This window comes from Streptomyces sp. NPDC040545 (assembly GCF_055595065.1).
This window is the reverse complement of the sequence record NZ_JBVIWA010000008.1, coordinates 245,538-270,099: the sequence shown is the minus strand read 5'-3', so window position 1 is coordinate 270,099 and position 24,562 is coordinate 245,538. Positions and strand designations below refer to the sequence as shown.

The 24,562-nt window shown below is 74.9% G+C and carries 20 protein-coding genes; 9 read left to right on the top strand and 11 right to left on the bottom strand.

Annotated features, from left to right (window positions below):
* Nucleotides 1-92 precede the first annotated feature (92 nt).
* Nucleotides 93-602, bottom strand: coding sequence for an NUDIX domain-containing protein (locus ACZ573_RS18625; RefSeq protein WP_471305118.1), 510 nt, complete (start codon nucleotides 600-602; stop codon nucleotides 93-95).
* A gap of 198 nt (nucleotides 603-800) precedes the next feature.
* Here ACZ573_RS18625 and ACZ573_RS18620 point away from each other — a divergent pair, with 198 nt between their 5' ends.
* Genes ACZ573_RS18620 through ACZ573_RS18610 form a run of 3 tightly spaced genes read left to right on the top strand, consistent with a single transcriptional unit; the run spans nucleotide 801 to nucleotide 2,894 of the window.
* Nucleotides 801-1,151: an Mpo1-like protein gene (locus tag ACZ573_RS18620; RefSeq protein WP_471305116.1), complete on the top strand. Its 351-nt coding sequence runs from the start codon at nucleotides 801-803 to the stop codon at nucleotides 1,149-1,151.
* 52 nt (nucleotides 1,152-1,203) lie between these two features.
* Nucleotides 1,204-1,707 (top strand): Zn-ribbon domain-containing OB-fold protein, encoded by a 504-nt coding sequence (locus ACZ573_RS18615; protein ID WP_471305113.1) that lies wholly within the window; start codon nucleotides 1,204-1,206, stop codon nucleotides 1,705-1,707.
* Nucleotides 1,704-2,894, top strand: a complete 1,191-nt coding sequence (locus ACZ573_RS18610) for a lipid-transfer protein (protein WP_471305111.1) — start codon at nucleotides 1,704-1,706, stop codon at nucleotides 2,892-2,894. The genes ACZ573_RS18615 and ACZ573_RS18610 overlap by 4 nt, the downstream gene beginning before the upstream one ends.
* A gap of 145 nt (nucleotides 2,895-3,039) precedes the next feature.
* On the opposite strand, the gene ACZ573_RS18605 is transcribed toward ACZ573_RS18610, so the two are convergent.
* From ACZ573_RS18605 to ACZ573_RS18590, 4 genes are read right to left on the bottom strand one after another with little or no spacing between them, the layout of a single operon-like run.
* The gene (locus ACZ573_RS18605) at nucleotides 3,040-3,666 is read right to left on the bottom strand and encodes a GTP-binding protein (RefSeq protein ID WP_453703122.1); all 627 of its coding nucleotides are present in this window, start codon (nucleotides 3,664-3,666) and stop codon (nucleotides 3,040-3,042) included.
* Complete coding sequence (locus tag ACZ573_RS18600; RefSeq protein WP_471305108.1) at nucleotides 3,647-4,114, bottom strand: DUF742 domain-containing protein; 468 nt, start codon at nucleotides 4,112-4,114, stop codon at nucleotides 3,647-3,649. The genes ACZ573_RS18605 and ACZ573_RS18600 overlap by 20 nt, the downstream gene beginning before the upstream one ends.
* A gap of 10 nt (nucleotides 4,115-4,124) precedes the next feature.
* Nucleotides 4,125-4,562 (bottom strand): roadblock/LC7 domain-containing protein, encoded by a 438-nt coding sequence (locus ACZ573_RS18595; RefSeq protein ID WP_030016314.1) that lies wholly within the window; start codon nucleotides 4,560-4,562, stop codon nucleotides 4,125-4,127.
* Entirely contained in the window at nucleotides 4,559-7,390 is a 2,832-nt protein-coding gene (locus tag ACZ573_RS18590) for a sensor histidine kinase (protein ID WP_471305106.1), read from the bottom strand. The genes ACZ573_RS18595 and ACZ573_RS18590 overlap by 4 nt, the downstream gene beginning before the upstream one ends.
* Before the next feature lie 425 nt (nucleotides 7,391-7,815).
* Here ACZ573_RS18590 and ACZ573_RS18585 point away from each other — a divergent pair, with 425 nt between their 5' ends.
* Entirely contained in the window at nucleotides 7,816-8,274 is a 459-nt protein-coding gene (locus ACZ573_RS18585) for a hypothetical protein (RefSeq protein ID WP_471305103.1), read from the top strand.
* Between the two features lie 41 nt (nucleotides 8,275-8,315).
* Here ACZ573_RS18585 and ACZ573_RS18580 read toward each other — a convergent pair whose 3' ends face one another.
* From ACZ573_RS18580 to ACZ573_RS18570, 3 genes are all read right to left on the bottom strand, one after another.
* Nucleotides 8,316-13,052: a hypothetical protein gene (locus ACZ573_RS18580; protein ID WP_471305100.1), complete on the bottom strand. Its 4,737-nt coding sequence runs from the start codon at nucleotides 13,050-13,052 to the stop codon at nucleotides 8,316-8,318.
* A 74-nt stretch (nucleotides 13,053-13,126) separates the two neighbouring features.
* Nucleotides 13,127-14,029, bottom strand: coding sequence for a hypothetical protein (locus tag ACZ573_RS18575; protein ID WP_471305098.1), 903 nt, complete (start codon nucleotides 14,027-14,029; stop codon nucleotides 13,127-13,129).
* A gap of 247 nt (nucleotides 14,030-14,276) precedes the next feature.
* Nucleotides 14,277-15,782, bottom strand: coding sequence for a hypothetical protein (locus ACZ573_RS18570; RefSeq protein WP_471305096.1), 1,506 nt, complete (start codon nucleotides 15,780-15,782; stop codon nucleotides 14,277-14,279).
* 99 nt (nucleotides 15,783-15,881) lie between these two features.
* Here ACZ573_RS18570 and ACZ573_RS18565 point away from each other — a divergent pair, with 99 nt between their 5' ends.
* Genes ACZ573_RS18565 through ACZ573_RS18555 form a run of 3 tightly spaced genes read left to right on the top strand, consistent with a single transcriptional unit; the run spans nucleotide 15,882 to nucleotide 18,158 of the window.
* Nucleotides 15,882-16,676, top strand: a complete 795-nt coding sequence (locus tag ACZ573_RS18565; protein WP_351162368.1) for a LamB/YcsF family protein — start codon at nucleotides 15,882-15,884, stop codon at nucleotides 16,674-16,676.
* Nucleotides 16,673-17,296 carry a 5-oxoprolinase subunit B family protein gene (locus tag ACZ573_RS18560; RefSeq protein ID WP_471305093.1) on the top strand — a complete coding sequence of 208 codons (624 nt, stop codon included), beginning with the start codon at nucleotides 16,673-16,675 and terminating at the stop codon, nucleotides 17,294-17,296. The genes ACZ573_RS18565 and ACZ573_RS18560 overlap by 4 nt, the downstream gene beginning before the upstream one ends.
* Nucleotides 17,289-18,158, top strand: coding sequence for a 5-oxoprolinase subunit C family protein (locus tag ACZ573_RS18555; protein ID WP_471305091.1), 870 nt, complete (start codon nucleotides 17,289-17,291; stop codon nucleotides 18,156-18,158). The genes ACZ573_RS18560 and ACZ573_RS18555 overlap by 8 nt, the downstream gene beginning before the upstream one ends.
* A gap of 287 nt (nucleotides 18,159-18,445) precedes the next feature.
* Here ACZ573_RS18555 and ACZ573_RS18550 read toward each other — a convergent pair whose 3' ends face one another.
* A complete protein-coding gene (locus ACZ573_RS18550) occupies nucleotides 18,446-19,843 on the bottom strand; it encodes a HEAT repeat domain-containing protein (RefSeq protein ID WP_471305088.1) in 1,398 nt (465 codons plus the stop codon).
* Between the two features lie 336 nt (nucleotides 19,844-20,179).
* On the bottom strand, nucleotides 20,180-20,602 hold the full coding sequence (locus ACZ573_RS18545) for an ankyrin repeat domain-containing protein (protein WP_351162379.1): 423 nt from the start codon (nucleotides 20,600-20,602) through the stop codon (nucleotides 20,180-20,182).
* Nucleotides 20,603-20,932: 330 nt separating this feature from the next.
* Between ACZ573_RS18545 and ACZ573_RS18540 the strand changes: the two genes are divergently transcribed.
* Complete coding sequence (locus tag ACZ573_RS18540) at nucleotides 20,933-21,127, top strand: hypothetical protein (RefSeq protein ID WP_030031218.1); 195 nt, start codon at nucleotides 20,933-20,935, stop codon at nucleotides 21,125-21,127.
* A 69-nt stretch (nucleotides 21,128-21,196) separates the two neighbouring features.
* On the top strand, nucleotides 21,197-22,852 hold the full coding sequence (locus ACZ573_RS18535) for a hypothetical protein (protein ID WP_471305084.1): 1,656 nt from the start codon (nucleotides 21,197-21,199) through the stop codon (nucleotides 22,850-22,852).
* A gap of 155 nt (nucleotides 22,853-23,007) precedes the next feature.
* Here ACZ573_RS18535 and ACZ573_RS18530 read toward each other — a convergent pair whose 3' ends face one another.
* Nucleotides 23,008-24,510: an SCO1417 family PLP biosynthesis transcription factor gene (locus ACZ573_RS18530; protein ID WP_471305082.1), complete on the bottom strand. Its 1,503-nt coding sequence runs from the start codon at nucleotides 24,508-24,510 to the stop codon at nucleotides 23,008-23,010.
* Between the last annotated feature and the right edge of the window lie 52 nt (nucleotides 24,511-24,562).

Below are 24,562 nucleotides of genomic sequence, written 5' to 3'. Positions count from 1 at the left end.
CGTCGGGCTCAGGGCGTCGGGCTCAGGGCGTCGGGCTCAGGGCGTCGGGCTCAGGGCGTCGGGCTCAGGGCGTCGGGCTCAGGGCGTCGGGCTCAGGCGTACTTGCCCGCGAACCAGGACGCCGCCGCCTGGGTGTGCAGCGGGAAGGCCAGCGCCGACGGGGTGCGCAGGATGTGCCAGCCGGTGGTCTCGTCCGTCGGCCTCGAGGCGGGGAGGTCCGCGGCCGGGCGGACCGGGAGGAGGCCGAAGAGGAGGAGGTGGCCCGCCGGGGAGCTCAGGGCGTCGGCCAGGACGACCTCCGAGGCGGGGGCCGTGATGCCGGTCTCCTCGAAGAGTTCGCGGACGACCGCGTCGCGCCAGTCCTCGCCGAAGTCGATGAAGCCGCCGGGGAGTGCGACGCCGCCGAGGGCCGGTTCGATGGTGCGGGTGATGACCACGAGGCCGGTGCCGTCCGCGTCCTCGACGGGGAGGAGAGTGATGGCAACCGGGAGCGGATTGCGGTAGGCGGTCGCCCCGCAGGCCGCGCAGGTGCGGGGCCAGGCAGGGGTGGAGTACGGGGCTCCGCAGGTGGAGCAGTGCGAGTCCTTCAGCTGTGCCGGCATCCGGCGATGGTATGCCAAGGGGGGTGCGGGAGGCGGCTGTTGCGGGACCGCTGGCGGCCGCGGCGGGTTCGTACGCGGTGCGTGCGCCTTCCCGGGGGAGCGGTGGCGTTTCGCGTGCGGGCCCGAGGCGTGTCCCGGCGCGCATTTCGGCTCTCCGTGCCGCTGTCGCCGCCGTCCGGCCGTGAGTACGGTGCCCGCATGACTTTCACCTCGTACGAGGAATTCTGGCCGTACTACGTCGCGATGCACTCGCGCGCCGCCACCCGCTGGATCCATCTCACCGGCACCCTCACCGGTCTGGCCGTGACCGCCTACGGGCTGGCGCGCGGCCGCGGGCGTTACCTCGCGGCCCTCCCCCTGATCGGGTACGGGACCGCCTGGCCCGCGCACTTCCTGATCGAGGGGAACAACCCGGCCACCTTCGGCCATCCCGGATGGTCGCTGCGCGGGGACGCGCAGATGATCCGGATGATGCTGGCCGGGCGGGACGCGGAACTGGCCGAGATCGCGCAGAAGTGGCTTGCCGAGAACCCGTGTCAGGGCAGTTGACCCGTGGCAGACTTCTGACGATCCGTCAGATCACTGACCAGGGAGGGGCATCGTGGCACGCACACGCACACCCGTCGTGAGCGGGTGGTTCACCGAGGACGCGCCGGACGGCGGCGGCTTCCGGCTGCTCGGCACCCGCTGCTCGGCCTGTACCGCGGTGTTCTTCCCCCGCGAGGACGCCTACTGCCGCAATCCGCGGTGCCCCGGCGGCGGTGAACTCGCCGAGGTCCCCCTCTCCCCCCGCGGCCGGGTCTGGTCCTACACCGACGGGCGCTACCGGCCGCCCGCGCCGTACGTGTCCGACCCGGCCGCGCCCTGGGAGCCGTACACGCTGGTCGCGGTGGAGCTGGAGGCCGAGGGGATGGTGGTGCTGGGGCAGGCCGCGCCGGGGGTGGGGGTCGCCGATCTGGCCGTCGGCATGGAGGTCGAGGTGGTCGGAGGCGTGCTGAACGAGGACGCCGGGACCTCCGGGACCTCCGGGACCGACGGGTCCGACGGGTCCGACGGGACCGTCTGGACCACCTGGCAGTTCCGGCCGGTGGGGGGCGCCGAGTGAGCGCCGACGTCGCCGTCCTCGGGGCCGGTATGCACCCCTGGGGCAAGTGGGGCCGCAGTTTCGTCGAATACGGGCGGTCCGCCGCGCGGGCGGCACTCGCCGACGCCGGACTGGACTGGACGCAGGTGCAGTCGATCGTCGGCGCCGGCACCGTGCGTTCCGGCTACCCGGGCTACGTGGCGGGCGCCACCTTCGCCCAGGCGCTCGGCTGGCAGGGCGCGCGGGTCACCAGCGTGTACGCGGCCTGCGCGTCCGGCGCCCAGGCCATCGGAGCCGCCCGCGCGCAGATCCTGGCCGGCCTGGCCGACGTGGTGCTCGTGGTCGGCGCGGACGCCGCACCCAAGGGGTTCTTCGCCCCGGCGGGCGGCGACCGGCCCGACGATCCGGACTGGCTGCGGTTCCGCGTGCTCGGTGCCACCAACCCGGCCTATTTCGCGCTCTACGCCCGGCGCCGGATGGCCCTCCACGGGGACACTTTGGAGGACTTCGCCCAGGTCAAGGTGAAGAACGCGGCGGCCGGCCTGCTCAACCCGTACGCCCGCTACCGCAAGCGGGTCACCGCGGAGGAGGTCGCGGCCTCGGCGGTGGTCGCCGATCCGCTCCGGCTGCTCGACATCTGCGCCACCTCCGACGGGGGCGCCGCCCTGGTGCTCACCAGCATGGACTTCGCCCGGGCGCACGGGGTGGCCGATCCGGTACGGATCCGGGCCGTCTCGACGGTGACGCCCACCTATCCGCGGACGGTGCTGGACCTGCCGGACATCGCCACCGACTCGGCGGTGGCGGTGACCCCGGCGGCCGGCTCCTTCAGGTCCTCCATCGCGCGCGCCGCCTACGAGGAGGCGGGACTCGGTCCGGACGACCTCTCGCTCGCCGAGGTGTACGACCTGTCCACCGCCCTGGAGCTGGAGTGGTACGAGGACATCGGGCTGTGCGGGGAGGGCGAGGGGGCGAAGCTCGTACGGGAGGGGGCGACGGCGCTGGGCGGCCGGATCCCGGTCAACACCAGCGGCGGGCTGGCCTCCTTCGGGGAGGCGGTGCCGGCCCAGGCGATCGCGCAGGTGTGTGAGCTGACCTGGCAGTTGCGCGGTACGGCCGGGGAGCGGCAGGTGCCCGGCGCGCGGGCCGGGATCACCGCGAACCAGGGGCTGTTCGGGCACGGGTCGGCCGTCGTCGCCGTGCGCTGAACCGCCGGTGTCGTCCGAACGCTTGACGGCCCCCGGCGGCAGGTTCACACTCGCTCCACAGTCCCGCGCCGCGACCGGGACCCCGGTCCCCCCGTGAGAGCTGCGGCCCGTACCCCAGTCGGCGGGGGTACGGGCCGCCTCCGTGTCAGGCTCCGGCCGAGAGGCTCCGGCGCCGCTCGCGGGCCAGGGACATCGCGTGTTCCACGACGCCCACCAGCACGTCCTTCACGGATTCCCGGTCCCGTGCGTCGCACAGCAGCACCGGTACCCCGGGGTCGAGGTCCAGCGCCGTCCGTACGGTCACCACGGGGTGCCGGTCGGCTCCGTCGAAGCAGTTGACCGCGACGACGAACGGGATCGCGCGCCGCTCGAAGTAGTCGACGGCGGCGAAGCAGTCGGCGAGGCGGCGGGTGTCCGCGAGGACGACGGCGCCGAGCGAGCCCTGTGCGAGTTCGTCCCACAGGAACCAGAAGCGGTCCTGCCCGGGCGTGCCGAACAGGTACAGCACCAGGTCCTCGCGGAGCGTGATGCGCCCGAAGTCCATGGCCACGGTGGTGGTGCTCTTGCCCTCCACTCCCCCGGTGTCGTCGACACCGACGCCCGGCTCGGAGAGCCGTTCCTCGGTGCGCAGCGGTCTGATTTCGCTCACCGCGCTGACCAGGGTGGTCTTGCCCACCCCGAAGCCGCCCGCGACCAGGATCTTCAAGGTCAGCGGCTCGACCGGCGACACCGCGTGCATGGCACCGGTGCGGCTAAAGCGCCCGAAGGCCATCGATCACCTCACGCAGAATGGATTCATCGGGCAGTTCTGCCGGTGGTACCGGCCTGGTCACGTGGACCAGTTCCTCGTCGACCAGGTCGCCGATCAGGACGCGAACGACCCCGACGGCGAGGTCGAGATCGGCCGCGAGTTCGGCGACCGACTGCGGTCGGCCCCGGCACAGCCCGAGGATGTGGGCGTGTTCCGGGGAGAGGGTCATGTCCCAGACCGGATCGTCGGCCGCCGGTTCGGCGACGACGAGGGCGATCAGGTCGAGTCGGTGCTGGCCCGCGTGGCTGGTCCGGCCGCGGGTCATGGCGTACGGGCGGACGACGGGCCCCGCGTCGTCGTCGAACCAGTGCGCGTGGTCGGGGTCCAGGTGGTCGGGGTCGGAGGAGGACGGGTCGACGGTGAAGCCGGCCGGAATTCCGGTGGGGTGGTCCTGGCCTGAATCGCTCATGCCTTACGACTCACCCTCCGGCTGGCAGCCCGGTGCGCGGGGCGGTCGCCAGGTGGTCGCCGACGCGCTTGACCATCAGCGTCATCTCGTACGCCACCTGGCCGACGTCGGAGTCGGCGTCGGCCAGGACGGCCAGGCAGCTGCCGTCGCCCGCGGCCATGACGAAGAGGAAGGCCTCGTCGAGCTCGACCACGGTCTGGCGGACCCGGCCGGAGTCGAAGTGGCGGCCGACGCCCTTGGCCAGGCTGTGGAAGCCGGAGGCGACCGCCGCCAGGTGCTCGCTGTCCTCGCGGGTCAGGTCCTTGGAGCTGCCGGTGGGCAGGCCGTCGCCGGAGAGGACCACCGCCTTGCGGATGGAGCCGACCCGGTCGACGAGCTCGTCGAGGAGCCAGTTGAGCGGGCCGGAGCCGCGGCCCCTGGTGTCGTTGCCGGTCTGCGGTGCGGTCATCGACCGTCCCCTTCGTTCTCGTTCGCGGGACCGTCGGCGGCGGATGTGCCTGCCCCGGTCTCGGACTTCTGCTGTGCGTGCTGGTTGCGGCCCGCGGTCCAGCCGCGCTGGAGTGCGGACATGCGCGTACGTACGTCATCCGCGTCGCGGTCGGCCGCCTGGTCGGGGGCGGCGTCGGCGGGAGCGGCGGACGGGGACTTCTTGAGCTGGGGCGCCAGGCTGGCCTGGCGGACCCGGCGGGGCAGCCCGCCGATGGCGGGGCCGGGTGCGGCGGCCCCGGCATCGGCTCCGGGTTCGGATCCGGCCGTGGAGGCCGGGGAGGGCTGCGGGACCACGGACACCGGGCGGGGCTCCACCCGGCGGCCGTGCTCGGCGACCAGAGTCGGGGTCGGGCGGCGCCGCGGCAGCGGTACGGCGCCCTGGGAGCGGGGGCCGTCCGGACGCGGGGTCTCCACGCGCTGGGTGTCCAGCCGGACCGGGCCGGTGGGCGCGAGCGGCTCGCGGTCGCGGTCGCCCTTGCGGGAGCCGCCGCGGTCCGCGTGCCGGTCGGTGTGGGGCCGGTCCGCCGGGCGCAGGCCCAGGAGGGCGCTGCGCGGGATGCCGTTCGGCGGGGTCTCGTCGTCGAGCGTCGCCATGACCGGGCGGCCGGCGGCGCCGATGCGGCTCGTGATCGCCGTGGGGGCGTCATCGAGCGCGGCGGGGTCGTCGAGGCCGTCCAGCCGGTCCAGGCCGCCGGCCGGGAGCGGGGCTTCCAGCTCGACCGGTCCGCGCAGTTCGGCGGCGGGCAGCTGGCGGCCGGAGGACGCGCGCTCCATGGCGGCGGGGGTGGGCCGCTCGGACCCGGCGCGGCCGAGGTGGCCGACCTTGTCGGACCGGAGGGGCTTGGCGGCGGCGCGGGCGCCGTCGAACCGCGCGCCCGCGCCGTTGGTCTCGGGAGCCTCGGTCAGCAGGGCCGAGGGGAGGAAGAGCACCGCGGTGGTGCCTCCGTACGGGCTGGGCTGGAGGACGACCTTGACGCTGTGGCGCTGTGCGAGGCGGCTGACGACGAACAGGCCGAGGCGGTCGGTGTCGGAGAGCTCGAACTCGGGGGTCTCGGCGAGCCGGAGGTTCGCGTCGAGCAGCGCTTCCGGGGTCATGCCGAGGCCGCGGTCGTGGATCTCCAGGGTGAAGCCGTTGGCGACGCGCTCGCCGTGTACCTGGACCGCGGTGTGCGGCGGCGAGAACACGGTGGCGTTCTCCAGGAGTTCGGCGATGAGGTGGGTGATGTCGGCGACGGCCGGGCCGACGATGCCCAGGCGCGTGAGCCGGCGTACCTCGATGCGCTCGTAGTCCTCGACCTCGGCGACGGCGGCGCGTACGACGTCCATCAGCTGGACGGGCTTGCGCCACTGGCGGGAGGGCGCGGCGCCTGAGAGGATCACGAGGCCCTCGGCGTGCCGGCGCATGCGGGTGGTCATGTGGTCGAGGCGGAAGAGGTCGGCCAGTTCCTCGGTGTCCTCGGTACGGCGTTCCATGGTGTCGAGGAGGGTCAGCTGACGGTGCAGCAGCACCTGGTTGCGGCGGGCCAGGTTGACGAACACCTCGGAGACGCCGCGGCGCAGGTCGGCCTGCTTGACGGCGGCCTCGACGGCGGCGCGCTGGAGGGTGTTGAGGGCCTGGCCGACCTGGCCGACCTCGTCCTTCTCGTATTCGAGGTGCGGTGCCTCGGTCTCCACGTCCACGTGCTCGCCCGCGGCGAGGCGGCGCATCACGCTGGGCAGCCGGACGCCGGAGGCCTCGTGGGCCTCCTTGCGCAGCCGGGACAGGTCGCGGACGAGGTCGCGGCCGATGCGTACGGACAGCACCAGGGACACGATCAGGGCGAGGAAGCCGAGGACGCCGGCGGCGGCGGCCTGGACCATGACGTCCATGGCGACGGGCTCGATGCGCTCCTGGTAGCGGTTGCCGGCGTCGGTGTTCATGGCGGCCAGGTCTTCGAGGACCTTGGCGGAGGCCTCGTCCCACTGGGCGGCGGTGACGCTGCGCGGCTTGTTGACGGCGCCGCCGGCTATGAAGCGTTCCTCGGCGTCGCGCAGGGGCTGGGTGGCGGGGTCCTTCCAGTACTTCTCGAAGCGCTCCCGGTCGTCGGCGGGGAGGGTCACGAGGTTGAACTCGTAGAGCAGGCCGCGGTTGGCGGCGAAGTCGGAGACGCGGCGGACGTCGGGAGCGGTGACGTTGCGCGCGGCGAGGGCCGAGGCGATGACGGCGTCCTCGCGGGAGAGCAGTTCGCGGGCGCGGCTGATGCCGACGAGGGCGCGGCCTTCCTTGTCGACCTCCACGTTGTCCAGGCCGTGGAGGTTCATGAGGAAGTCGTAGCAGGGGTCGACCAGCCGGTTGTAGAGGTCCAGGGCCTGCGCGGGGTCCAGGGCGTTCTGGTCGACGGAGCGGCGCATGGTGCCGATGCCCTGGAAGGCGGCGACGATCGAGCGCAGGCGCCGGGCGCTCTGCGGGCTCAGCTCGTCGATGACCTTGGCGTCGCGGGCGCTGACGCTGATCTGCTCGACGGCCAGGTCGGTTTCGGCGCGGCGCTTGGTGAGTTCGGCCGTGGCGGTGGCGGCCCGGGGGTCGCCGAGGACGACCAGGGTCTGGCGCCGTTCCTTCTGGATGACGCGGGCTACGTCCTCGACGGGGTAGCCGACCTTGTCGATGATGTAGGCCACGTCGAAGAGTTGGACGGCCTCACGGCCGGTGATGACTGTCGCGAAGCCCCACAGGGCGGTCAGGGAGACGAGCGGCACAAGGAGCAACGCCACGATCTTCCGGCGGATGGACTTCCCGCGAAAGCGCATGGCCTCCCCAGCCTCCCCCAGGTCAACCCCGTTGCCGGGGGTCGGTGTTCCGTCATTTAAACGGCGTGAGCCTACTACTGCTGCGGGGCAGCTTCGAAGGCGTGTCCGGACGTTTTCGGCCTGACCCCGGTAGGAAGATCACCAGTTGTCCGACACTTCCGGTCAACTGCAGCCCGATATGTGGCAGATGACACTTGGTGGGGCGTCGGTTCCTGCAACCCGATGGATGGCTGGAATTATTCGTTCCGCGATCATTCCGGCCGGTGAAGGTATCCGCGATCCGGGAATCTCTCGGCACCGCCGAACGTCTGTCTGTTCGAGGGGGCGCGTCGCAGCGGACGTGAAGGGTGGACGTGGTGGGCAGACGTGGCAAGTAGGCAGGGCGAGCAGGCATGACGGACCGCGCGGTGGGGAGTGAGCGGACCATGAGCAGTGACGAGGGCGGCGGCGCGAGTGCAGGCCTGGGTGCCGGCGGGGCCGGGCGGGGACTGTGGGTCGAGGAGCCGGCCCGGCGGCGCCGGATGCCGGATTCGGTACGGACCTCCGCGGTACGGGCGGTGCTGATCGTGGCCGTGACCCTGACGCAGGCGACGATCACGTTCTTCCTGACCCTGGCGGGGTCCTGGCTGGCCCTCCCGATGGGGCTCGGCGCGATAGCGGGGACGATCGTGGCCACCTGGGGCGTGCTGGACGTGTGGATCACCCGGCAGACCTGGAACCAGCGGTACGGGGTCCTGTCGGAGCCGAGCAGCACGGCACGCAGCCGCCGCCGGGAGGCCCGTCGGGCGTCCCGGGCGGCCCGGGAGGCCCGGAAGGCCGCCGCGGGCCGAATACCCCGCGAGGACGGCCCTCTGGCGGCCTCCGGCCGCTATTCCGCGCGCTGACGCCCTGAGGGGTGTCTTGCCGATCAGGGCGGGCTCGCGCGTCAGGAAACGCCGCTGCGGCGGAACATGCGGGTCGCCGTGATCTCGCCGTGGATGGTCTCCGTCTCCGCGGACTGCTGCGGCAGCCCCGGGCGCAGGTGCTCCTCGACGCTGATGTACTTCAGGCCCGCCCGCAGGTCCGCGTCGTTGCGCAGGCGGATCACCAGCGGGAACTCGGCGAGGGCCGTGGTGTCGAACAGGCCGGTCGTGTAGAGCAGCTGGACGCCCAGCGCGTCGGAGACGGCCCGCTGGAGCTCCAGCAGGTACGTGGCGTTGGCACGGCCGATCGGGTTGTCGAGGAACAGCGTGCCCGCGTGCCGGTGCTTGTCGCGGCCGCGGTCGTTGCTGCGCAGCGCCGCCATCGTGCAGTACAGCGCGATCGCGGCGGTCAGCAGCTGCCCGCCGGAGAACACGTCACCCATCTGCCCGACCGGCACCCGCTCGGCGCGCAGCACCGCGTCGGGCTTGAGGATCTCCACGGAGATGCCCTTGGGCTCCAGGGCCGCCTGGACGCCCCTCAGCAGCAGGGACATGCCGTCACGGCGGCCTTCGCCGAAGGAGGCGCTGCTGTTCTTCTTCACGGCGGCGCGGGTGGCCTCGTCGATGACCTCGCCGAGCCGCTCCGTGAGCGTGGCCTGGTCCGGCTCCTCGAACCGGATCCGCAGGAACTCCTGGCCCGACCATTCGCCGAGGCCCTCCGGGAGCTGCGAGAGCCGCTGCGCGGAGCGGAGCGTGGCCAGGGCCGATTCGACGAGGCCGCGCAGGCGGTCGACGATGCTGTCGCGGTTGCGCTCCAGCTGGGCCAGTTCGTCGGTGAGGACGCGCAGCCGGGGTGCGAAGGCCGCGGCCCAGGCCGCCGCGTGCTCGGGCAGGGCGGAGGCGGGCAGTTCGCGGATCTGCTGGCGCGCGGGGGTGCGTACCTGCTCGTACCGGGTGGCGTTGGCGTGGCGGACCAGGATGTCGCTCGCCTCGCGCACCGCGGCCTCGGCGGCCGAGAGGTCGGCCGAGCAGCCGCGCAGGGAGCGGCGGGCCTCGGTGGCGGACTGGCGGGCCTCCTCCAGCGTGCCCGCGTGGGGCACCGGTTCCTGCTCGTCGTCCTGGTGGGCGTGGTCGCGCAGCAGGTCCCTGAGCATCGCCGCGGTCTCGTCGAAGCCGCCGGCGCCGTCCTCGGCGGTGCGGTGGGCGCGCAGCAGGTCCGCGTGGGCGGCCCGGGCGCTCTCCACGGCCGCGGTGTGGGCGGCGAGCTGGGCGCTGGCCGTACGCAGCAGGGCCTGGGCCTGTTCGACGTCCTCGGGGACGAGCTCCTTGGGGAGTTCGGTGTGCGCCTCCCCCTCGGTGGGAGCGTGCCGTTCGGCCTCGCCGCGCAGCCGGCCGAGCTGCTCGCTGGCGGTGGACGCGCGGGTCTCCAGCATCTGCACGAGGGACTCGGCGCGGGCGGCCGCGGCCTGCCGGGAGGGGCCGTCGGCACCGTCGGTGCCTTCGAGGAGCTGGGCGGCGCGGGTACGGACCTTGTTGGTGAGGCGGTCGAGTTCGGCCAGGGCGGCGCTCTCGTCGCTCTCGGCGCGGGCTTGTTCGGCGCGCAGGTCGGCGCCGACGCCGACCTTCTCGTAGAGCTGGGAGGCCGCGCGGTAGGCCTCGCGCAGGTCGGGCAGCGGCGCCCGGGGGCCGTCACCGCCGCCGTCGGGCAGCTGGTCGGGGGCGCCGGCGATCTCGGCGCGTTCGGCGCGCAGGGCGCGGGCGGTGCGGCGGGCGTCGTCGGCGGCGCGCTGGGCGGCGCGGCGGTCCTCGTCGGCGGCGCGGGCCCGGTCCAGGCACACCTCGGCGCGGGCCTCGGACTCGGCGGCGTCGTCGGCGAGTTCGCGGAGCCTGGCCTGCCAGCCGGCGCGCTCGCGCAGCCGGAAGGCGAGCCCGGCGAGGGCGTCGGCGGTGCGCCGGGCTCGCTGGGCGGCGTCCTGGCGCTCCTCGCGGACCCGGGCCGCGTCGGCGGCGGCCTCGTCGGCCTCGGCGCGTACGGTACGGGCCTCCGCGAGCTCGGCGTCGGTCTCCTCGGCGAACATCCGGGCGGCGGCAGCCGCTTCCGCGAGTTCGGTGAGGCGGCCGGGCGGACAGCCGGTGCGCCAGGAGCCGAGGCGGGCGGCGAGCTCGCGGTCACCGCCGAGGCGGGCTGCGAGGTCGCGGATCTCGGTGTCGCGGGCGGCGGCGCGGGCGCGCAGCGCCTGGCGCTCCTCGTCGGCGGCGTGCTCGTCGTGCATGGCCGGGTTCGGCGGTACGAGGAACACCCCGGAGTCGTCTCCGGCGTCGGCCGGCGGCAGCGGGGCCAGCAGGGCGGCGGCCGTGCCGACGGCGACGGTGGAGCGGGGCAGCAGGGCGGCGCCGGAGAGCACCTCGCGGGCCCGGCCGTGGGTGTCGGGGTCGGTGATGACGACGCCGTCGACGAGTTCGGGGCGGGCGGCGAGGACGGCGGCGTGGTCGGCGGGGTCCACGGACTGGGCGAGGTAGCGCCAGCCGGGGAGGGCGGGGATGCCGTGCTCGCCGAGGTACTCCACGGTGGCCAGGACGTCCGGGCCGGGCGGCAGCAGGCCGCCGTCGCCGAGGGCGCCGAGGATGCGGGCGTCGTCGGCGGCCGCGGTGCGCAGTTCGAAGAGCTGGCGTTCGGCCGCGGCGACCCCGTCGGTGAGCAGGGTGCGCAGGTCGTCGGCGTTGCGGTCGAGGTCGGCGACGGTGAGCCCGGCGCCTCCGGCGGCTTCGGGGCGGCCGGCGGGACCGGCCGGGGCGAGGCCGTGCCCGGCGGATCCGTGCGCGGCCCCGGCCGACGCGGCCTGCGCACCGGAGCCGGCGAGGGCGCCGGAGGTACCGCTCTGCGTGCGCGGGTGGGGAAGGAAGGAGGCGGGGACCGAGGGGAGGCCCAGCAGCTCGGCCAGGCGCGGGGCGGTGGCGAGGGAGGCCGCGGCCCGGTGCTCCGCGTCGTGGGCGGCCTCGGCCGCGTCGGCGGCGTCGGCCGCGCGGGCGGCGGTGAGCTCGGCGCGGGATTCCGCGGCGGCCGCCTCGCGGGCGGCCTCGGCGGTGGCGCGGGCGGCTTCCCGGGACTCGTCCCAGGCGGCCACGGCGGTCTTCTCGGCGTCGGTGGCGGCGAGGGCCGCGCGGGCCGGGTCTGCGTCGGGGGCGGTGTCGTCGAGCCAGCCGGCGCGCACGGCCTCGGCGGTCTCCTGCTGGACCTCGGCCAGCCGCGAGCGCAGGTGCTCGGCCTCGCTGCGGGCGCGCTGGGCGGCCGTGGCGGCGGCGGTGGCGTCGCGGTGGGCGTCCTCGCCGGTGGCCTGGAGGGCGGCGGAACGCTCCTCCTCCTCGTTGGCGAGCCGCTCGCCGTGCTCGGCGGCGGTGTGCAGGGCGCGGACCAGCTCACCGGCGGCGGTGGCGCGGGCGGCCAGGGCCGGGGCGGCGTCCCGCTCGGCCTCCAGGATCGCGGCGGCGACGCGCGCCGAGCGGTCGGCGGCGGCCCGGTGGCGCAGCACGTTCTCGGCGGCCTGCCACGCGGAGTGCAGGGTCCGGGCTTCGAGGAGTTCGCGGCGCTGGGCCGCGGCGGCCTTGTCGGCGACGGTCAGGGCCAGCGAGGCGTGCCGGTAGGCGAGTTCGGCGGCGACGGCGGCGCTGCGGGTGCGGGCGGACTCGGCGGCGGTGACCTGGTGGGCGGCGCCGGTGACCTGCTGGGCGAGGTCAGCGGCCCGGCCGCGCTCCTCGGCGGCGCGTGCGGACAGCCGCCGGGCGAGGGTGCGCGTACGGCGTTCCGCTCCCGCGTGCACGTCGCGCAGCCGGGAGCGGGCTCCGGCGGCCTCGACGATGCGGGTGAGCAGGTCCACCGAGCCTGCGGTGAAGTCCCGTTCGGCCATGAGCTCGGCGCGGCGGCCGAGCTTGTTGCCGAAGCCGTGGACGAGGTCGGCGAGGCCGTCCGTGTCGCGGGTGTCGGTGACGGCACGCAGCAGGAGGTCGGTGAAGTCGGAGTCCTTCTTGACCGCGAAGAGGCCGGCCGCCTCGCCCTCGTCGGCGTTCATCTCGCGCTGGTAGCGGAAGAGTTCGGGGTCGAGGCCGAGTTCGGTGAGGTGCTCGTTCCAGCGGTCGTGGATCTCCTCGAAGTACACCTCCAGGTGCGGGTACGCCTTGCCCGCCTCGGTGAGGGAGTCGCGGAAGCCCTTCATCGTGCGGCGGCGGCCCTGGGCCCCGGAGGCGCCTTCGACGGGCGGGCGCACGGAGGTGGCCTCGGCGACCGGCAGGCTGTCGAGGCTCAGGCCGGGCCCGGGGCGGAAGGAGTACCAGGCCTCGGCGAACTTGCGCGGGTCGTTGGAGACCTGGCGGCCCCGCCATTCGCTGACCTTGCCGACGACCACGCACTCGCCGGTCTGGGTGTGCTGCCACTCCAGGGCGACGTGGCCGCAGTCGTCGGCGAGCAGGAACTTGCGCAGGACGCCGGAGCTGGCGCCGCCGAGGGTGTTGCGGTGGCCGGGGAGCATCACCGAGAAGATCAGCTTGAGGAGGACGGACTTGCCGCCGCCGTTCTCCAGGAAGAGCACACCCGCGGGCGCGGGCCGGCGCGGCGGGCCGGTGGGCTCGTCCTCGAAGAACTCCGCCTGGGTCGGCGCCGGGTGGGGCACCGGCTCGCCGACTCCGCGCAGGTCGAGCACGGTGTCGGCGTAGCGCGCACCGGCGGGCCCGATGGAGTAGAGGCGGATCCGGGACAGCTCGTACATGGCGGCGGACTCTCGTGGTGTCTTGGTGAGGCAGGACGTACGGGGATCGGGGCGCGGGCCGCGGGCCCGGGGGCTCAGGCGTGGAACGGGAGTCCGGCGTCGGCGGCCAGTTCCAGGTCGTCGCCCTCGGGCGGCGGCAGCAGGGTGGCGGAACCGTCGCTGACGGGGACCACGCCGAGCTCCAGGAGCTCGGCCATCGCCGCGCTGCCCGCCATGTCACGGACCTGGAGCTGGTAGCGGGGGGTGGTGCGGTAGGTGCCGCCGGCGTCGTCCCCGGTGCGCTGGAGGAAACCGGAATCGGTCAGGAAGGCGGCCGCCTTGCCGACGATGCCGGTGGTGGAGCCCGCGAGGCGGCGGGCGTCCTTGGTGGCGCCGGTCGCGCTGCGGCGGGCGTAGACGCGCCAGGCGGCCTCCAGGCCGGGGGCGTCGGAGGCCGGGTCGGTGTTCTCGCCGAGCTCCTCGGCGCGCTCCTCCAGGCGGCGGCAGGTCTGCCGGACGAAGGCGTCGACGCCGTTGACGGTGACGCGGCCGATGTAGCCGTCGTCGGCGAGGTCCTCGGGGCGCGGGAAGGCCAGGGCGGCCACGGCGAGGTGCGCGAGGCCGTGCAGGAAGCGGTCGGCGGAGTCGGCGGCGGTGCGGCGGGCGTAGTCGCCCATCCGGACGGCGAAGACGGAGTCCTCACCGGCGGCCACGGCCATGCCGGCGCGCGGGGACACCTCCAGGACGACGAGGCCGAGACCGGTGGCGACGGCGTCGGCGAGCCGGGCGAAGGCGGGGTCCTCGCGGTAGCGGCGGAGCAGCTCCGCGTACTCGGCGTCACGGGCGGGGAGCAGCTTGGGCTGCAGCCCGAAGGCGACGAGCCGGGCCGCGTCGGCGGCGTCGGCGGGGGTCACCGGCGCGGCGGCCTGGACCGGCGCGGCCGGGGCCGCCTGCACGGGCTCGCTCCACGCGGGGTGCTCGGCGTGGTGGTCGCTCACGGGTGGGTCTCCTCGGCGGTGCGGGTCGTTCGGGCGGTGCGGGGTCCACTGCGTGGAGCCGGACATTCAAGCCTCGCCGGCGTTTGAGGCGCGGGGTCCGGGGCTGCGCCCCGGGAAACCCGGCTCCGCCGGGCACCGGGCTCCGCCCGGACCCTCCCCCAGCTACCGCTGGGAGGTGCCCCCTCCTCGAACGCCAGAGGGGCTGAATCGGGAGCCGGCGGGGCTGAAACGGCCGGGGCGACGGCGGTCACGACGCCTCCGCGCGGTCCGCCGCCATGCCGGCGGCGTCCAGGAGGGCGGTGCCGACGATGAGGTCGGCGCCGCCGAATTCGGGGTCGTCGAGCTGCGTGCCGTCGTCCACCGCGAAGAGGAGCCGCTCCTCCCCCTGCCGGTAGGCCGTGCCGACGGCAGGGCTCGCCGCGTGGACGGCCAGCAGCGCCACCAGGTACGGCAGTTCCGGATCGCTGCGTCGCGCCTGCGCCAGGAGCCCGGACAGCCGCCTCGGGGCGTCGTGCGGGAGGTCCAGCAGCTCCATCGCGGCGGCGAGCTGCTCCTCGCTGAAGCGGCTGTCGTCCGGGGTGGCGATGAGGTCCGGCTCGGGCATCTCCGCGCCGAGGTGCTCGCGCTCCACCGGCGGGGTGAGCAGGATCTCGACCAGGTCGGCCACCCGCACCGAGACGGGCGTGCGCAGCCCCGCGCCGGCGGCGAAGAAGGCGGCGGTCACCCGGCTCGCCTGCTCCAGCGGGAGCGGCAGGAGCGGGGCGACGAGCTGCCCGTACAGGTCGATGCCGGAGCGGGGTGCCGGGGCGGCGAAGGCCTGGCGGTCCTGTTCGGCACGGAACAGCGGGCCGGCGTCCAGCAGCCGGGACTGGAGCTGGGTGTGCCGGCGGATGCAGTCCTTGACGATGTCGACGAGTTCGGCCGCGCGCCGCTTGTTCTCCGGTTCCTCCGCCTCGTCGCGCGCCTTGCGGATGTTGGTCAGGATCGCGTTCTCGTGGCGGTAGCGGTCGGCGACGTGGTCCAGGGCCTCGGCGATCATGTCGGGCACGGCCTGGAGCCAGTCCACCGCCCGGACGTTGCGGCGCGTCGCGTCCAGCGTGCGGCGCAGGGTCTCGGCGTACTGGACGGTCCGGTAGCGGGCCTGCTCGGCGGCGAGCTGGGCGTCGGCCAGCCGGCCGCGGCTGATCAGCACCTCCAGCTTGACCTCGGCGGCGATCTGGGCGCTGGTGACGTCCGTGTCGAGGGCGCCGACCAGGACGTTGACGGCCTCGTCGGTGGTGCGCAGGTAGACGACGCCGCCGTAGCCGGGGACCTCTTCGATCAGCTTGAAGTCGTAGTCCCGGCGCACGTAGACGCCGTCGGGGCCGAAGGTGCCGTAGATCGCGCGGAAACCGCGGTCCACGCTGCCGACGTTGATCAGGTTCTCCAGCACCCAGCGGGCCACCCGCTCGTGCTCGGCCGCCGGGCGGGCGGGGGCCTGGGCCGCGACGCGGGGCAGCAGCCTGGCCACTATCTGCTCGTGGTCGGCGCCCGTGTCGAAGTCCATGTTGAGCGTGACCAGGTCGATCGCGGCCAGCGCGACCTCCGCCATCGCGTAGACCCCGTACTCGCCGGCCAGATTGGCCTTGCGTACGTCGAGGTCGTGGAGCGGGGCGGTGCAGGCGAGGGCGCGCAGCCGCCGGGCCAGGCCCTCGTCGGCGGCCGGGCCCGGCGCCGGGGACGGAAGGGTCTTCGCCGGGGCGGGGAGAGTCACGGACAAAGACTAGGTCCTGTTACTGACAACATCCCAAACGGCATGGTTCGGCCGGATCGTCCCGGCGTCCGCTGCGGCCGCCTGCTCTACGCTCGGCGCATGGATTCCATGATCGCATCCGTTCCCGTGATCGACCTCAACGCCGACCTCGGCGAGGGCTTCGGGCGCTGGACGCTCACCGATGACGAGGCCCTGCTCTCCGTCGTCACGAGCGCCAATGTGGCCTGCGGCTTCCACGCCGGTGACCCGTCCATCATGCGCCGCGTGTGCGAGCTGGCCGCGGAGCGGGGCGTACGGATCGGCGCGCAGGTGTCCTACCGCGATCTGGCCGGCTTCGGGCGGCGCTCCATGGACGTGCCGCCCGGCGAGCTCGCCGACGAGGTGGCCTACCAGATCGGGGCGCTGGAGGTGTTCGCGCGGGCGGCCGGCTCCCGGGTGTCCTACGTGAAACCGCACGGCGCGCTCTACAACCGGACCGTGCACGACGCGGGCCAGGCCGCCGCCGTGGTCGCGGGCGTCCGGCTGGCGGCCGGGTCGGGTGCCACCGGGGGGCTGCCGGTGCTGGGGCTGCCCGGGTCGCTGCTGCTCGCCGCGGCCGGGGAGGCCGGGCTGGCTCCCGTACCGGAGGCCTTCGCCGACCGCGCCTACACGCCGGCCGGGACGCTGGTCCCGCGCGGCGAGCCGGATGCCGTGCTGCACGACCCGGAGGCGGTCGTGGCGCGGGCCGTCCGGATGGCGGCCGAGGGGGCGGTGACGGCGGCCGACGGGTCGCCGGTCCGGGTGGCCGCGCGCTCGCTGTGCCTGCACGGGGACACCCCGGGGGCGGCCGGGCTCGCCCGCCGGGTCCGGGAGGCGCTGGGCGCGGCCGGGGTCCGGGTGGAGGCCTTCGCGTGAGGCCCCTGGTGGTGGGCGGCGAGGCGCTGCTGATCGAACTGGACTCGGCGGACGAGGTCGCCGCGCTCCACGCCGAGCTGCTGCGCCGCCGGGACGCGGGCGAGCTGGGGCCCGTACGGGACCTCGTGCCGGCCGCGCGGACCGTGCTGCTGGACGGCGTACGGGACCCGGCGGCGCTCGGCGCCAGGATCGCGCGGTGGGAGGTGCCGCCGCTCGCCCCGGCGCGGGGGCCGCAGGTCACCGTCCCGGTGCGCTACGACGGCCCGGACCTGGGGGAGGTGGCCCGGCTGTGGGGGGTCGCCCCGGACGCGGTCCCCGGGATCGTCGGCGCGACCGCCTTCCGGGTGGCCTTCTGCGGTTTCGCGCCGGGCTTCGGCTACCTGACGGGGCTGCCGGAGCGCTTCCACCTCCCCCGCCGCGAGACGCCCCGTACGGCCGTCCCGGCGGGCTCGCTGGCGCTGGCCGGGGAGTACGTGGGGGTGTACCCGCGCTCCTCCCCCGGCGGCTGGCAGCTGATCGGCTCCACGGACGCGGTGCTGTGGGACCCGCGGCGCGAACCCGCGGCGCTCTTCGCGCCCGGAGTCCGGGTGCGGTTCACGGAGGGGGACGGCCGTGGCTGAGGGGCTGCTGGTGGTGCGGCCGGGGGCGCTGACGACGGTCCAGGACCGGGGGCGTCCGGGGTACGCGCATCTGGGGGTCCCGCGCTCGGGAGCCCTCGACACGGCGGCGTATGCGCTGGCGAACCGGCTCGTCGGCAACGCGCCGGACGCGGCGGCGCTGGAGACGACCCTGGACGGGGTCGGGCTGCGGGCCCTGGCTGCGACCACCGTGGCGGTCACGGGCGCGCCCTGTCCGGTACGGATCTCCGGCCGCCCGGTGGCCTGGGGGGCGCCGGTCCGGCTCCCGGCGGGGGCGGAGCTGGAGGTGGGCCGGGCGGAGTCGGGAGTGCGCGGCTACGTCGCGGTGCGGGGAGGCCTGACGGTCCCGCCGGTCCTGGGCAGTCGCTCCACGGACCTGCTGTCCGGGCTGGGGCCGCCGGTCCTGTCGGCCGGGATGCTGCTGCCGGTGGGCCGGCCGGGCCCCGATCCGGCCCCCGGGGCGGATGCCTGCGGCCTGCCCGGGCCGCCTTCGGAGCTGCTGCTCCCGCTGCGGCCGGGGCCGCGGGCGGACTGGTTCACGGAGGCCTCGCTGGCCGGGCTGTGGCGGGCGGCGTTCAGGGTGTCGGCGAGGTCGAACCGGATCGGGCTGCGCACGGAGGCGGGCCCCCCGCTGGTCCGCGCCCGGGCGGGCGAACTGCCGAGCGAGGGCATGGTGCTGGGCGCGGTCCAGGTGCCGCCGGACGGGCTGCCGGTGGTGTTCCTGGCCGATCACCCGGTGACGGGCGGCTACCCGGTGGTGGGCGTGGTCCCGCCGGGCCCGGCCCTGGACGCGGCGGCGCAGGCCCGGCCGGGGACTCCCGTGCGCTTCCTCCCGTCCCGGTGAAACGTTTTCGGGGGCTCCGGCCAAGTACGCAGTGAGGGGGCCGACCGGGTCCCCGGCGCAGGGGAGGAACCAGGGTGCGAAGCCCAGGACAGAAGACCGGGCCACCGGATCTCACCACGCACGAGGGATTCGGCGCGTTCTACGAGGAGCACATCGACGCCGTGCTCCAAACCTGCCCCCGTTGCGCCCGATTCCACCCCGTGACGGCACACCGTCACAGCACTCGGCCCGGCCCCCCTCTTGTCAGGGGGCCGGGCCGAGGTGCGTCGCGGTGCGGGCCGGCGGGGCTACACGGCCGATTCCGGGGCGATGCGGCTGCGGACGGCCGACTGGACGTCCTCCTCCTCCGCCGGATCGGCGGCCAGGCGGCGCAGCCGGGGCGCCACGCGGGCGTCGGCCGTCTCGGCGTGGCGGGCCGCCACCTCGCGGGTGGTCTCCTCGCAGTCCCACAGGCATTCGACGGCGAAGCCCGCCGCGAAGGAGGGGTCGGTGCTGGCCAGGGCCCGAGCGGCCCGGCCGCGCAGGTGGGACGAAGCGGTCTCGCGGTAGATGTGGCGCAGCACGGGGGCCGCGCAGCCGATGGCGAGCCGGCCGGCCCCGTCCACCAGGGCGAACAGGCGCCGGGTGTCCGGGCCCGCACCGCGGACGGTGGAGCGCAGGGCGCCCAGCACCAGGCCCGCGTCCTCGGCTCCGCCGCGGGCGGCCAGGGTGGCCGCGGCGGCCTCGCCGAGCGCGTCGGGTCGGTGGACCCAGCGCCGGGCCCGCTCGACGGCCTCAGGGCCGCACATGCGCTCGTAGGCGGCCACGGCGGGCTCGTCGGCGGCGGCTTCGATGAGGTCCAGCACGGCCGGGTTGTCCGGCTCGGCGAGGACCAGGTGGTGCAGGGCGGTGGCCCGGGCGGCCTCCCCGTCGGCGCCGGCGGCGGCCGCGAGGATGGCGGAGCGGTCCTCGGGCTGGGCCACGGCGGCGAGGCAGCGGGCCGCGGGGACGTGCAGCGGGGTGCCGCGGCGCAGCCCGTCGGCGGCCCAGTCGAAGACGGCCTGGACGCCCCAGCCGGGCCGGGGCCCGCTCGGGGTCATCTGGCGCTGCCAGCGGTCGAAGGAGCCCTGCTGACGGGCGGCGCGCAGGCGCTCCCCGTACTGGGGGGTCTCCTCCCACAGGAACCACGGGCGGGGCTCGTAGGCGTCGCGGACGGCGGCGGCCAGCCGCGCCTCGCCCTCCGCCGTGGCGGGGAAGCGGGCGAGGACGGCCGGGGCCAGGGACCGCAGGCCTTCGTCGTCGTCGCGCAGGGCCAGCTCGTCGAGCGCCCAGGCCCAGTTCGCCCCGGAGGCGGCGTAGCGGCGCAGCAGCATGAGCGCGTCGTCGCGGCCGTAGGAGGCCAGGTGGCCCAGAACGGACAGGGCGAGGCCCGTGCGGTGGTCCTCTTCGTCGACGAGGTCGTCGGCGCTGAAGAGGTGGGCCTCGATCTCGCCCAGCGGACCGGCGAGGTCCAGGTAGAGCCGGGCGTAGTACAAGGAGCGGTTCTCGACCTGCCAGTCCTGGCGCGGGTCGCGGAGCACGCACTGGTTGAGGGCCTCGAGGGCCTCCGCCCTGGGTGCCGCGAGTGCGTGCAGCGTGCCGTCGCCACGGCCCCGCTGAAGGAGCCCGAGCAGGGTACCGCTCGGCGCTATGACTGGTTCGAACATGGGAATGGCCTCAAATCAAGCTGGGGACGCAACCGGGAATCGGGATTCACAGGGCCGCGTAACAGCATGTGAGGACGTCCGCCGTCATGTTCCGCTCGATGTAGACCATTGCCTTCTCACTCTCGTCGGTGCTTCGTGATCATGGAGGCCGGGCCGGCCTCGCACACCCTTCGTTTCTCGCTCGCCCGCTTCTGCCCGTCCCCCGTGCTCGCGAATCGAATCCGACGCCATGATGACCCAGGCGGTTTGTGCGCCGCGACCACATTTATGGCCGCCGTGACCAACCTGTGAGCTGGGGATGCGTCCGGGCCCGGCCAGATCCCCGGCAAAACCGGACTACTCGGCTCCGAAAAGTTCCAGCAGGTCGGCCTTGGCGAACATGCGCGCCGTGTCCACGGCGGAGGGGGTTCCGGCCTTCGGGTCGGCCCCGCCGGCGAGCAGCGCGCGGATGACGGCCTCCTCGCCCTTGAAGACCGCGCCGGCGAGCGGGGTCTGGCCGCGGTCGTTGGCGCGGTCGGCCTCGGCGCCGCGGGCCAGCAGGGCCGACACGGCGTCGGCGTGGCCGTGGTAGGCGGCGAGCATGACCAGGGTGTCGCCGCGGTCGTTGGTGAGGTTCGCCGGGACCCCGGCGTCCAGGTAGGCGGTGAGCGCCTCGGTCTCACCCTGGCGGGCGAGGTCGAAGATCTTGGTGGCCAGCTCGATGACGTCCTCGTCGGGGACGTCCTGGGAACCGGAGCCCTCGGCTGCGCGCTCGCTCATGGTTCGTACCGCCTTTCACTCGTTGCTGACATGGTCCGCCCGCCCGTCACGACGTCGAAGACCCGGTCGGGGTCCGGGCGGGCAGGGGGGTGCACGGCGCTGCGTCCGTACGGGTGAATCGCCAGAGTAGCGCCCTGGCCTGCACATGTCCGGGTCAGGCCGAGGCAATGATCACCTTCGGCCCCCTGCGCACCGGGCACGCCAGCCGGGCTGCGCCGGTCAAGTGAAAAACCCTGGAATTCACCCGTATGCACCTTTTGTCGCATTGATACTTCCTGTGAGCCTGGAAGAACTGATGGTGACTGTCCCCACCAACCAGGAGAAAACCTCATGGTCCTGTCCATCTCAGGCGTGGTCCTGCTCGGCATCATCTGCTTCCTCTTCTTCAAGAAGGACGGGATGAAGCTGACGCACGCGTTCGTCTGCTCGCTCTTCGGCTTCTTCCTCGCCGGCTCCGCCATCGCCCCGAGCATCACGGCGAGCACGGCGAGCCTCGCGAGCCTGCTCGGCGGGATCAAGCTTTAGCCCGGCCATCAGGCAGCCACACCAGCAGCACCCGGAACACCGTCACACCCACAACTCCAGGAGACGCCCGTGGCCCGGCGCCCACTTCCCCGCATCCTCAGCAGCGGCACCACGTCGCTGGCCCGGGGCCGCGACCTCGCTCGCACGGCCGCCGACAATGCCACGGACGTCCTCCATCCGCTCCTCGTCATCGGACGCGGCCTGCGCATCCTGGCCGCGGCCGGACGGCGCCGGTGGTCGCAGACCCCCAAGGACAAGCGTGGTCCCGCGCTGTTCCTCGGAGCCGCCTGCGTCCTGGTGGTCGCACTCGTCCCCTACGGCCCCCTCCTCGCCCTGATCACCCTCATGGCGGCGGCGGCCTGGCACGGACGCGGCCGCACCCCGGCGAAGACCGGACCCAGCGATGCCGAGACCGAACGGCTCGGCTCCCTCTACGAAGCCCTCGTGCCGTACTTCTCCATCCCGGAGGACCCGAGTCCGCTCTTCGCCCACGGCGGGGACTGGGACAAGGCCTTCAGCGGCTACGAGTTCGACGAGGCGGGCCGCATCACCCGGCTCCACATCCGCTACCCGGCCTACTTCACCGACGGCGAGGCCACCTCACGGGCCCGGATCGAGGTACTGCTGCACGCCAAGTCCGGGCGCGGACGGGAGTATCTCTTCGACTGGGACGAGGAGGGCAACCAGCTCGACCTCAGGGTGCTGGCGGCGCTGCCGACGGGCATCGCCGCCCAGCCGTTCGTCACCTCCCCCGGCGAGACCGTGCTCGGCTTCACCGACGCGGGCGGCGTGCGGCGCACCCTGCCCGTCCTGGAGGGCGACGAGCCCCGGGACGTGCCGCCGGTGATCTGGCGCACCGGCCCCCGCTCCACCGAGCCCCACCTGCTGGCCGTCGGCCAGCCCGGCAGCGGCACCTCGACCCTGCTGCGCTCCGTCGCCCTGCAGGCCTTGCGGCACGGGGGCGACGTACTGATCGTCGACGGCGGCGGCAGCGGCGAGTACTCCTGCCTGTCCGGCCGCAGCGGCGTCCTCGCCGTGGAATGCGGGCCGACCGGGGCACAGGCCACGCTGGAATGGGCCGCGCAGGAGACCGAACGGCGGCTCATCGCCACCCACCGGGCCCGCGAGGCCGGCCGGCCCGCGCCCGAGGACACCCGGCGGCCCCTGTGGATCCTGCTGGACCAGCCGAGCGTGCTGGCCCACCTCTCCGTCGCCGGGGGCGGCCCCGACCCGCTGGCCCAGCTGCAGGTGCCGCTGCGGCACGGACGGCCCGCGCACGTCACCGTGGTGGTGGCCGAGCAGTTCGGGCACCTGGAACTGCTGAACGACACCGTCTGGCAGCACACCCGCGCCCGCGTCGTGCTCGGGCCCGCCGCGGTCCAGCAGGTCGCCGACGTACTGGGGCTGCCGCCGCACACCACCCCGCCGGCCCAGGTGCCGCCGGGGCGCGGGTACGCCCGGCTCGGCACCGGGCCCGTGCACCGGCTCCAGGTGCCCGCCACCCCGGACCCCTACGACGAGGCCACGCACCCGGCGTTCCGCCAGGCCGTGCTGGAGCTGCTGCCGGACCGGGTCGTGCCCGGCGGGGGCGGCGGGGGCGGCGGGGGCGGCGGGCGGGACCGGAGCACGCTGGGCAAGCCGCTCCAGGGGCAGCCGCCCGCGCAGGGCTCGGCTCTGGACACCCCGGAGATTCCGGAAGTGCCGGCCGAGGCCGAGGCTTCGTAGGCCGGTCGATACGGGGCCGGGCGCGCGCCGGGGCATCTCCTCGGGCGCCGGACGTGGCGAGGGGTCGGAGCGTGAAGGGCGGTTGCGTTCGGCGCCCTGCGGGGACGGCCCGGCACACACCCGACCCCGTCACAGCGGGCAGCGGGGGCGGCCGGTTACGCCACGAAGGTGCGGGGCGGCTCCGCCCCGCTGCCGCCCGCGCCCGTGCCGACCAGCCGGGCCGCCGCCGCCAGCCGGGAGGCGGCCTCCTCGGCCACCGGCCCGCCCACGGTGAACGGCAGCCGGACGTAGCCCTCGAAGGCCCCGTCCACGCCGAACCTCGGGCCCGAGGGGACCCGTACGCCGACCCGCTCCCCCACCTCGGCCAGCCGCGAGCCGGAGAGCCCGCCCGCGCGGGCCCACAGGGTCAGCCCGCCCCGCGGCACCTCGAACTCCCAGTCCGGCAGCTCCCGGCGGACCGCCGCGACCAGCGCGTCGCGGTTCTCCCGGGCCTGCTCGCGGCGGATCCCGACGGCCTCCTGCCAGCCTCCGGTCCGCATCAGCCAGTTCACCGCGAGCTGTTCCAGCACCGGTGTGCCGAGGTCGGCGTAGGCGCGGGCGGCGACCAGGCTGCGGATCACGTCGGGGGCCGCGCGGACCCAGCCGATCCGCATGCCCGCCCAGAAGGCCTTGCTGGCGGAGCCGACCGTGATGACCGTGCTGCCGGCCGGGTCGAAGGAACACACCGGGCGGGGCATCGCCAGGTCCGGGTCCAGCTGGAGCTCCACCATCGTCTCGTCGGCCACCAGGACGGTGCCGGCCGAACGGGCGGCCTCCACCATCGCGCGGCGCTGGTCCTCGGAGGCCAGGGCCCCGGTCGGATTGTGGAAGTCGGCGACCACGTAGGCGAGGCGGGGGGCCGAATCGCGCAGCACCTGCCGCCAGACGTCCATGTCCCAGCCGCCGAGGCCCGCGGCCATGGCGACGGGCACGAGGCGGACCCCGGCGGCACGCATCAGCTGGAGGATGTTGGCGTAGGAGGGGGACTCGACGGCGATCCGCTCCCCGCGCCCGGCGAAGAGACTGCAGATGGCGTCGATGGCACCCATCGCACCGGTGGTGACCATGATCTGCTCGGGCATGGTCGGGATGCCCTGCTCGGTGTAGCGGTCGGCGAGCATCCGGCGCAGCGCGGGCAGGCCCGCCGGGTAGTCCCCGTGGGTGTGCGCGTACGGCGGCAGCTCCTCCAGGGCGCCCTGGACGGCCTTGGTGAGCCAGGGTTCCGGGGCCGGGAGCGCGGCGCAGCCGAGGTCGATCATCGAACCGAGGGACTCGGGCGGCAGCGGCTCCAGACCCCGGGCGGGCAGCGGGTTCCCGGCCGGGACGGAGGTCCAGCTGCCGGCTCCCCGGCGGGACTCCAGGAATCCCTCGCCCCGCAGGGCCTCGTAGGCGGCGGCGACGGTGGTGCGGCTGAGGGAGAGGGCGACGGCCAGTTCCCGCTCGGCGGGCAGGCGGGCGGCGACGGGGACGCGGCCTTCGAGGACGAGCAGGCGGATGCCGTCGGCGAGGGTCCGGTAGGCGGGCAGCTTGCGCGCCCCGGGGACGCTGGGCCGCTCCTGCTGGGAGGTGATGAGGCGGGCGAGCTGAGCGGCACCGACCGCTGAGGTCCATTCGGCCATGCTGTCCGGTCCACCTTCGTCGAATTGGCCCCGCCCGACCCCGGGCGCGGCC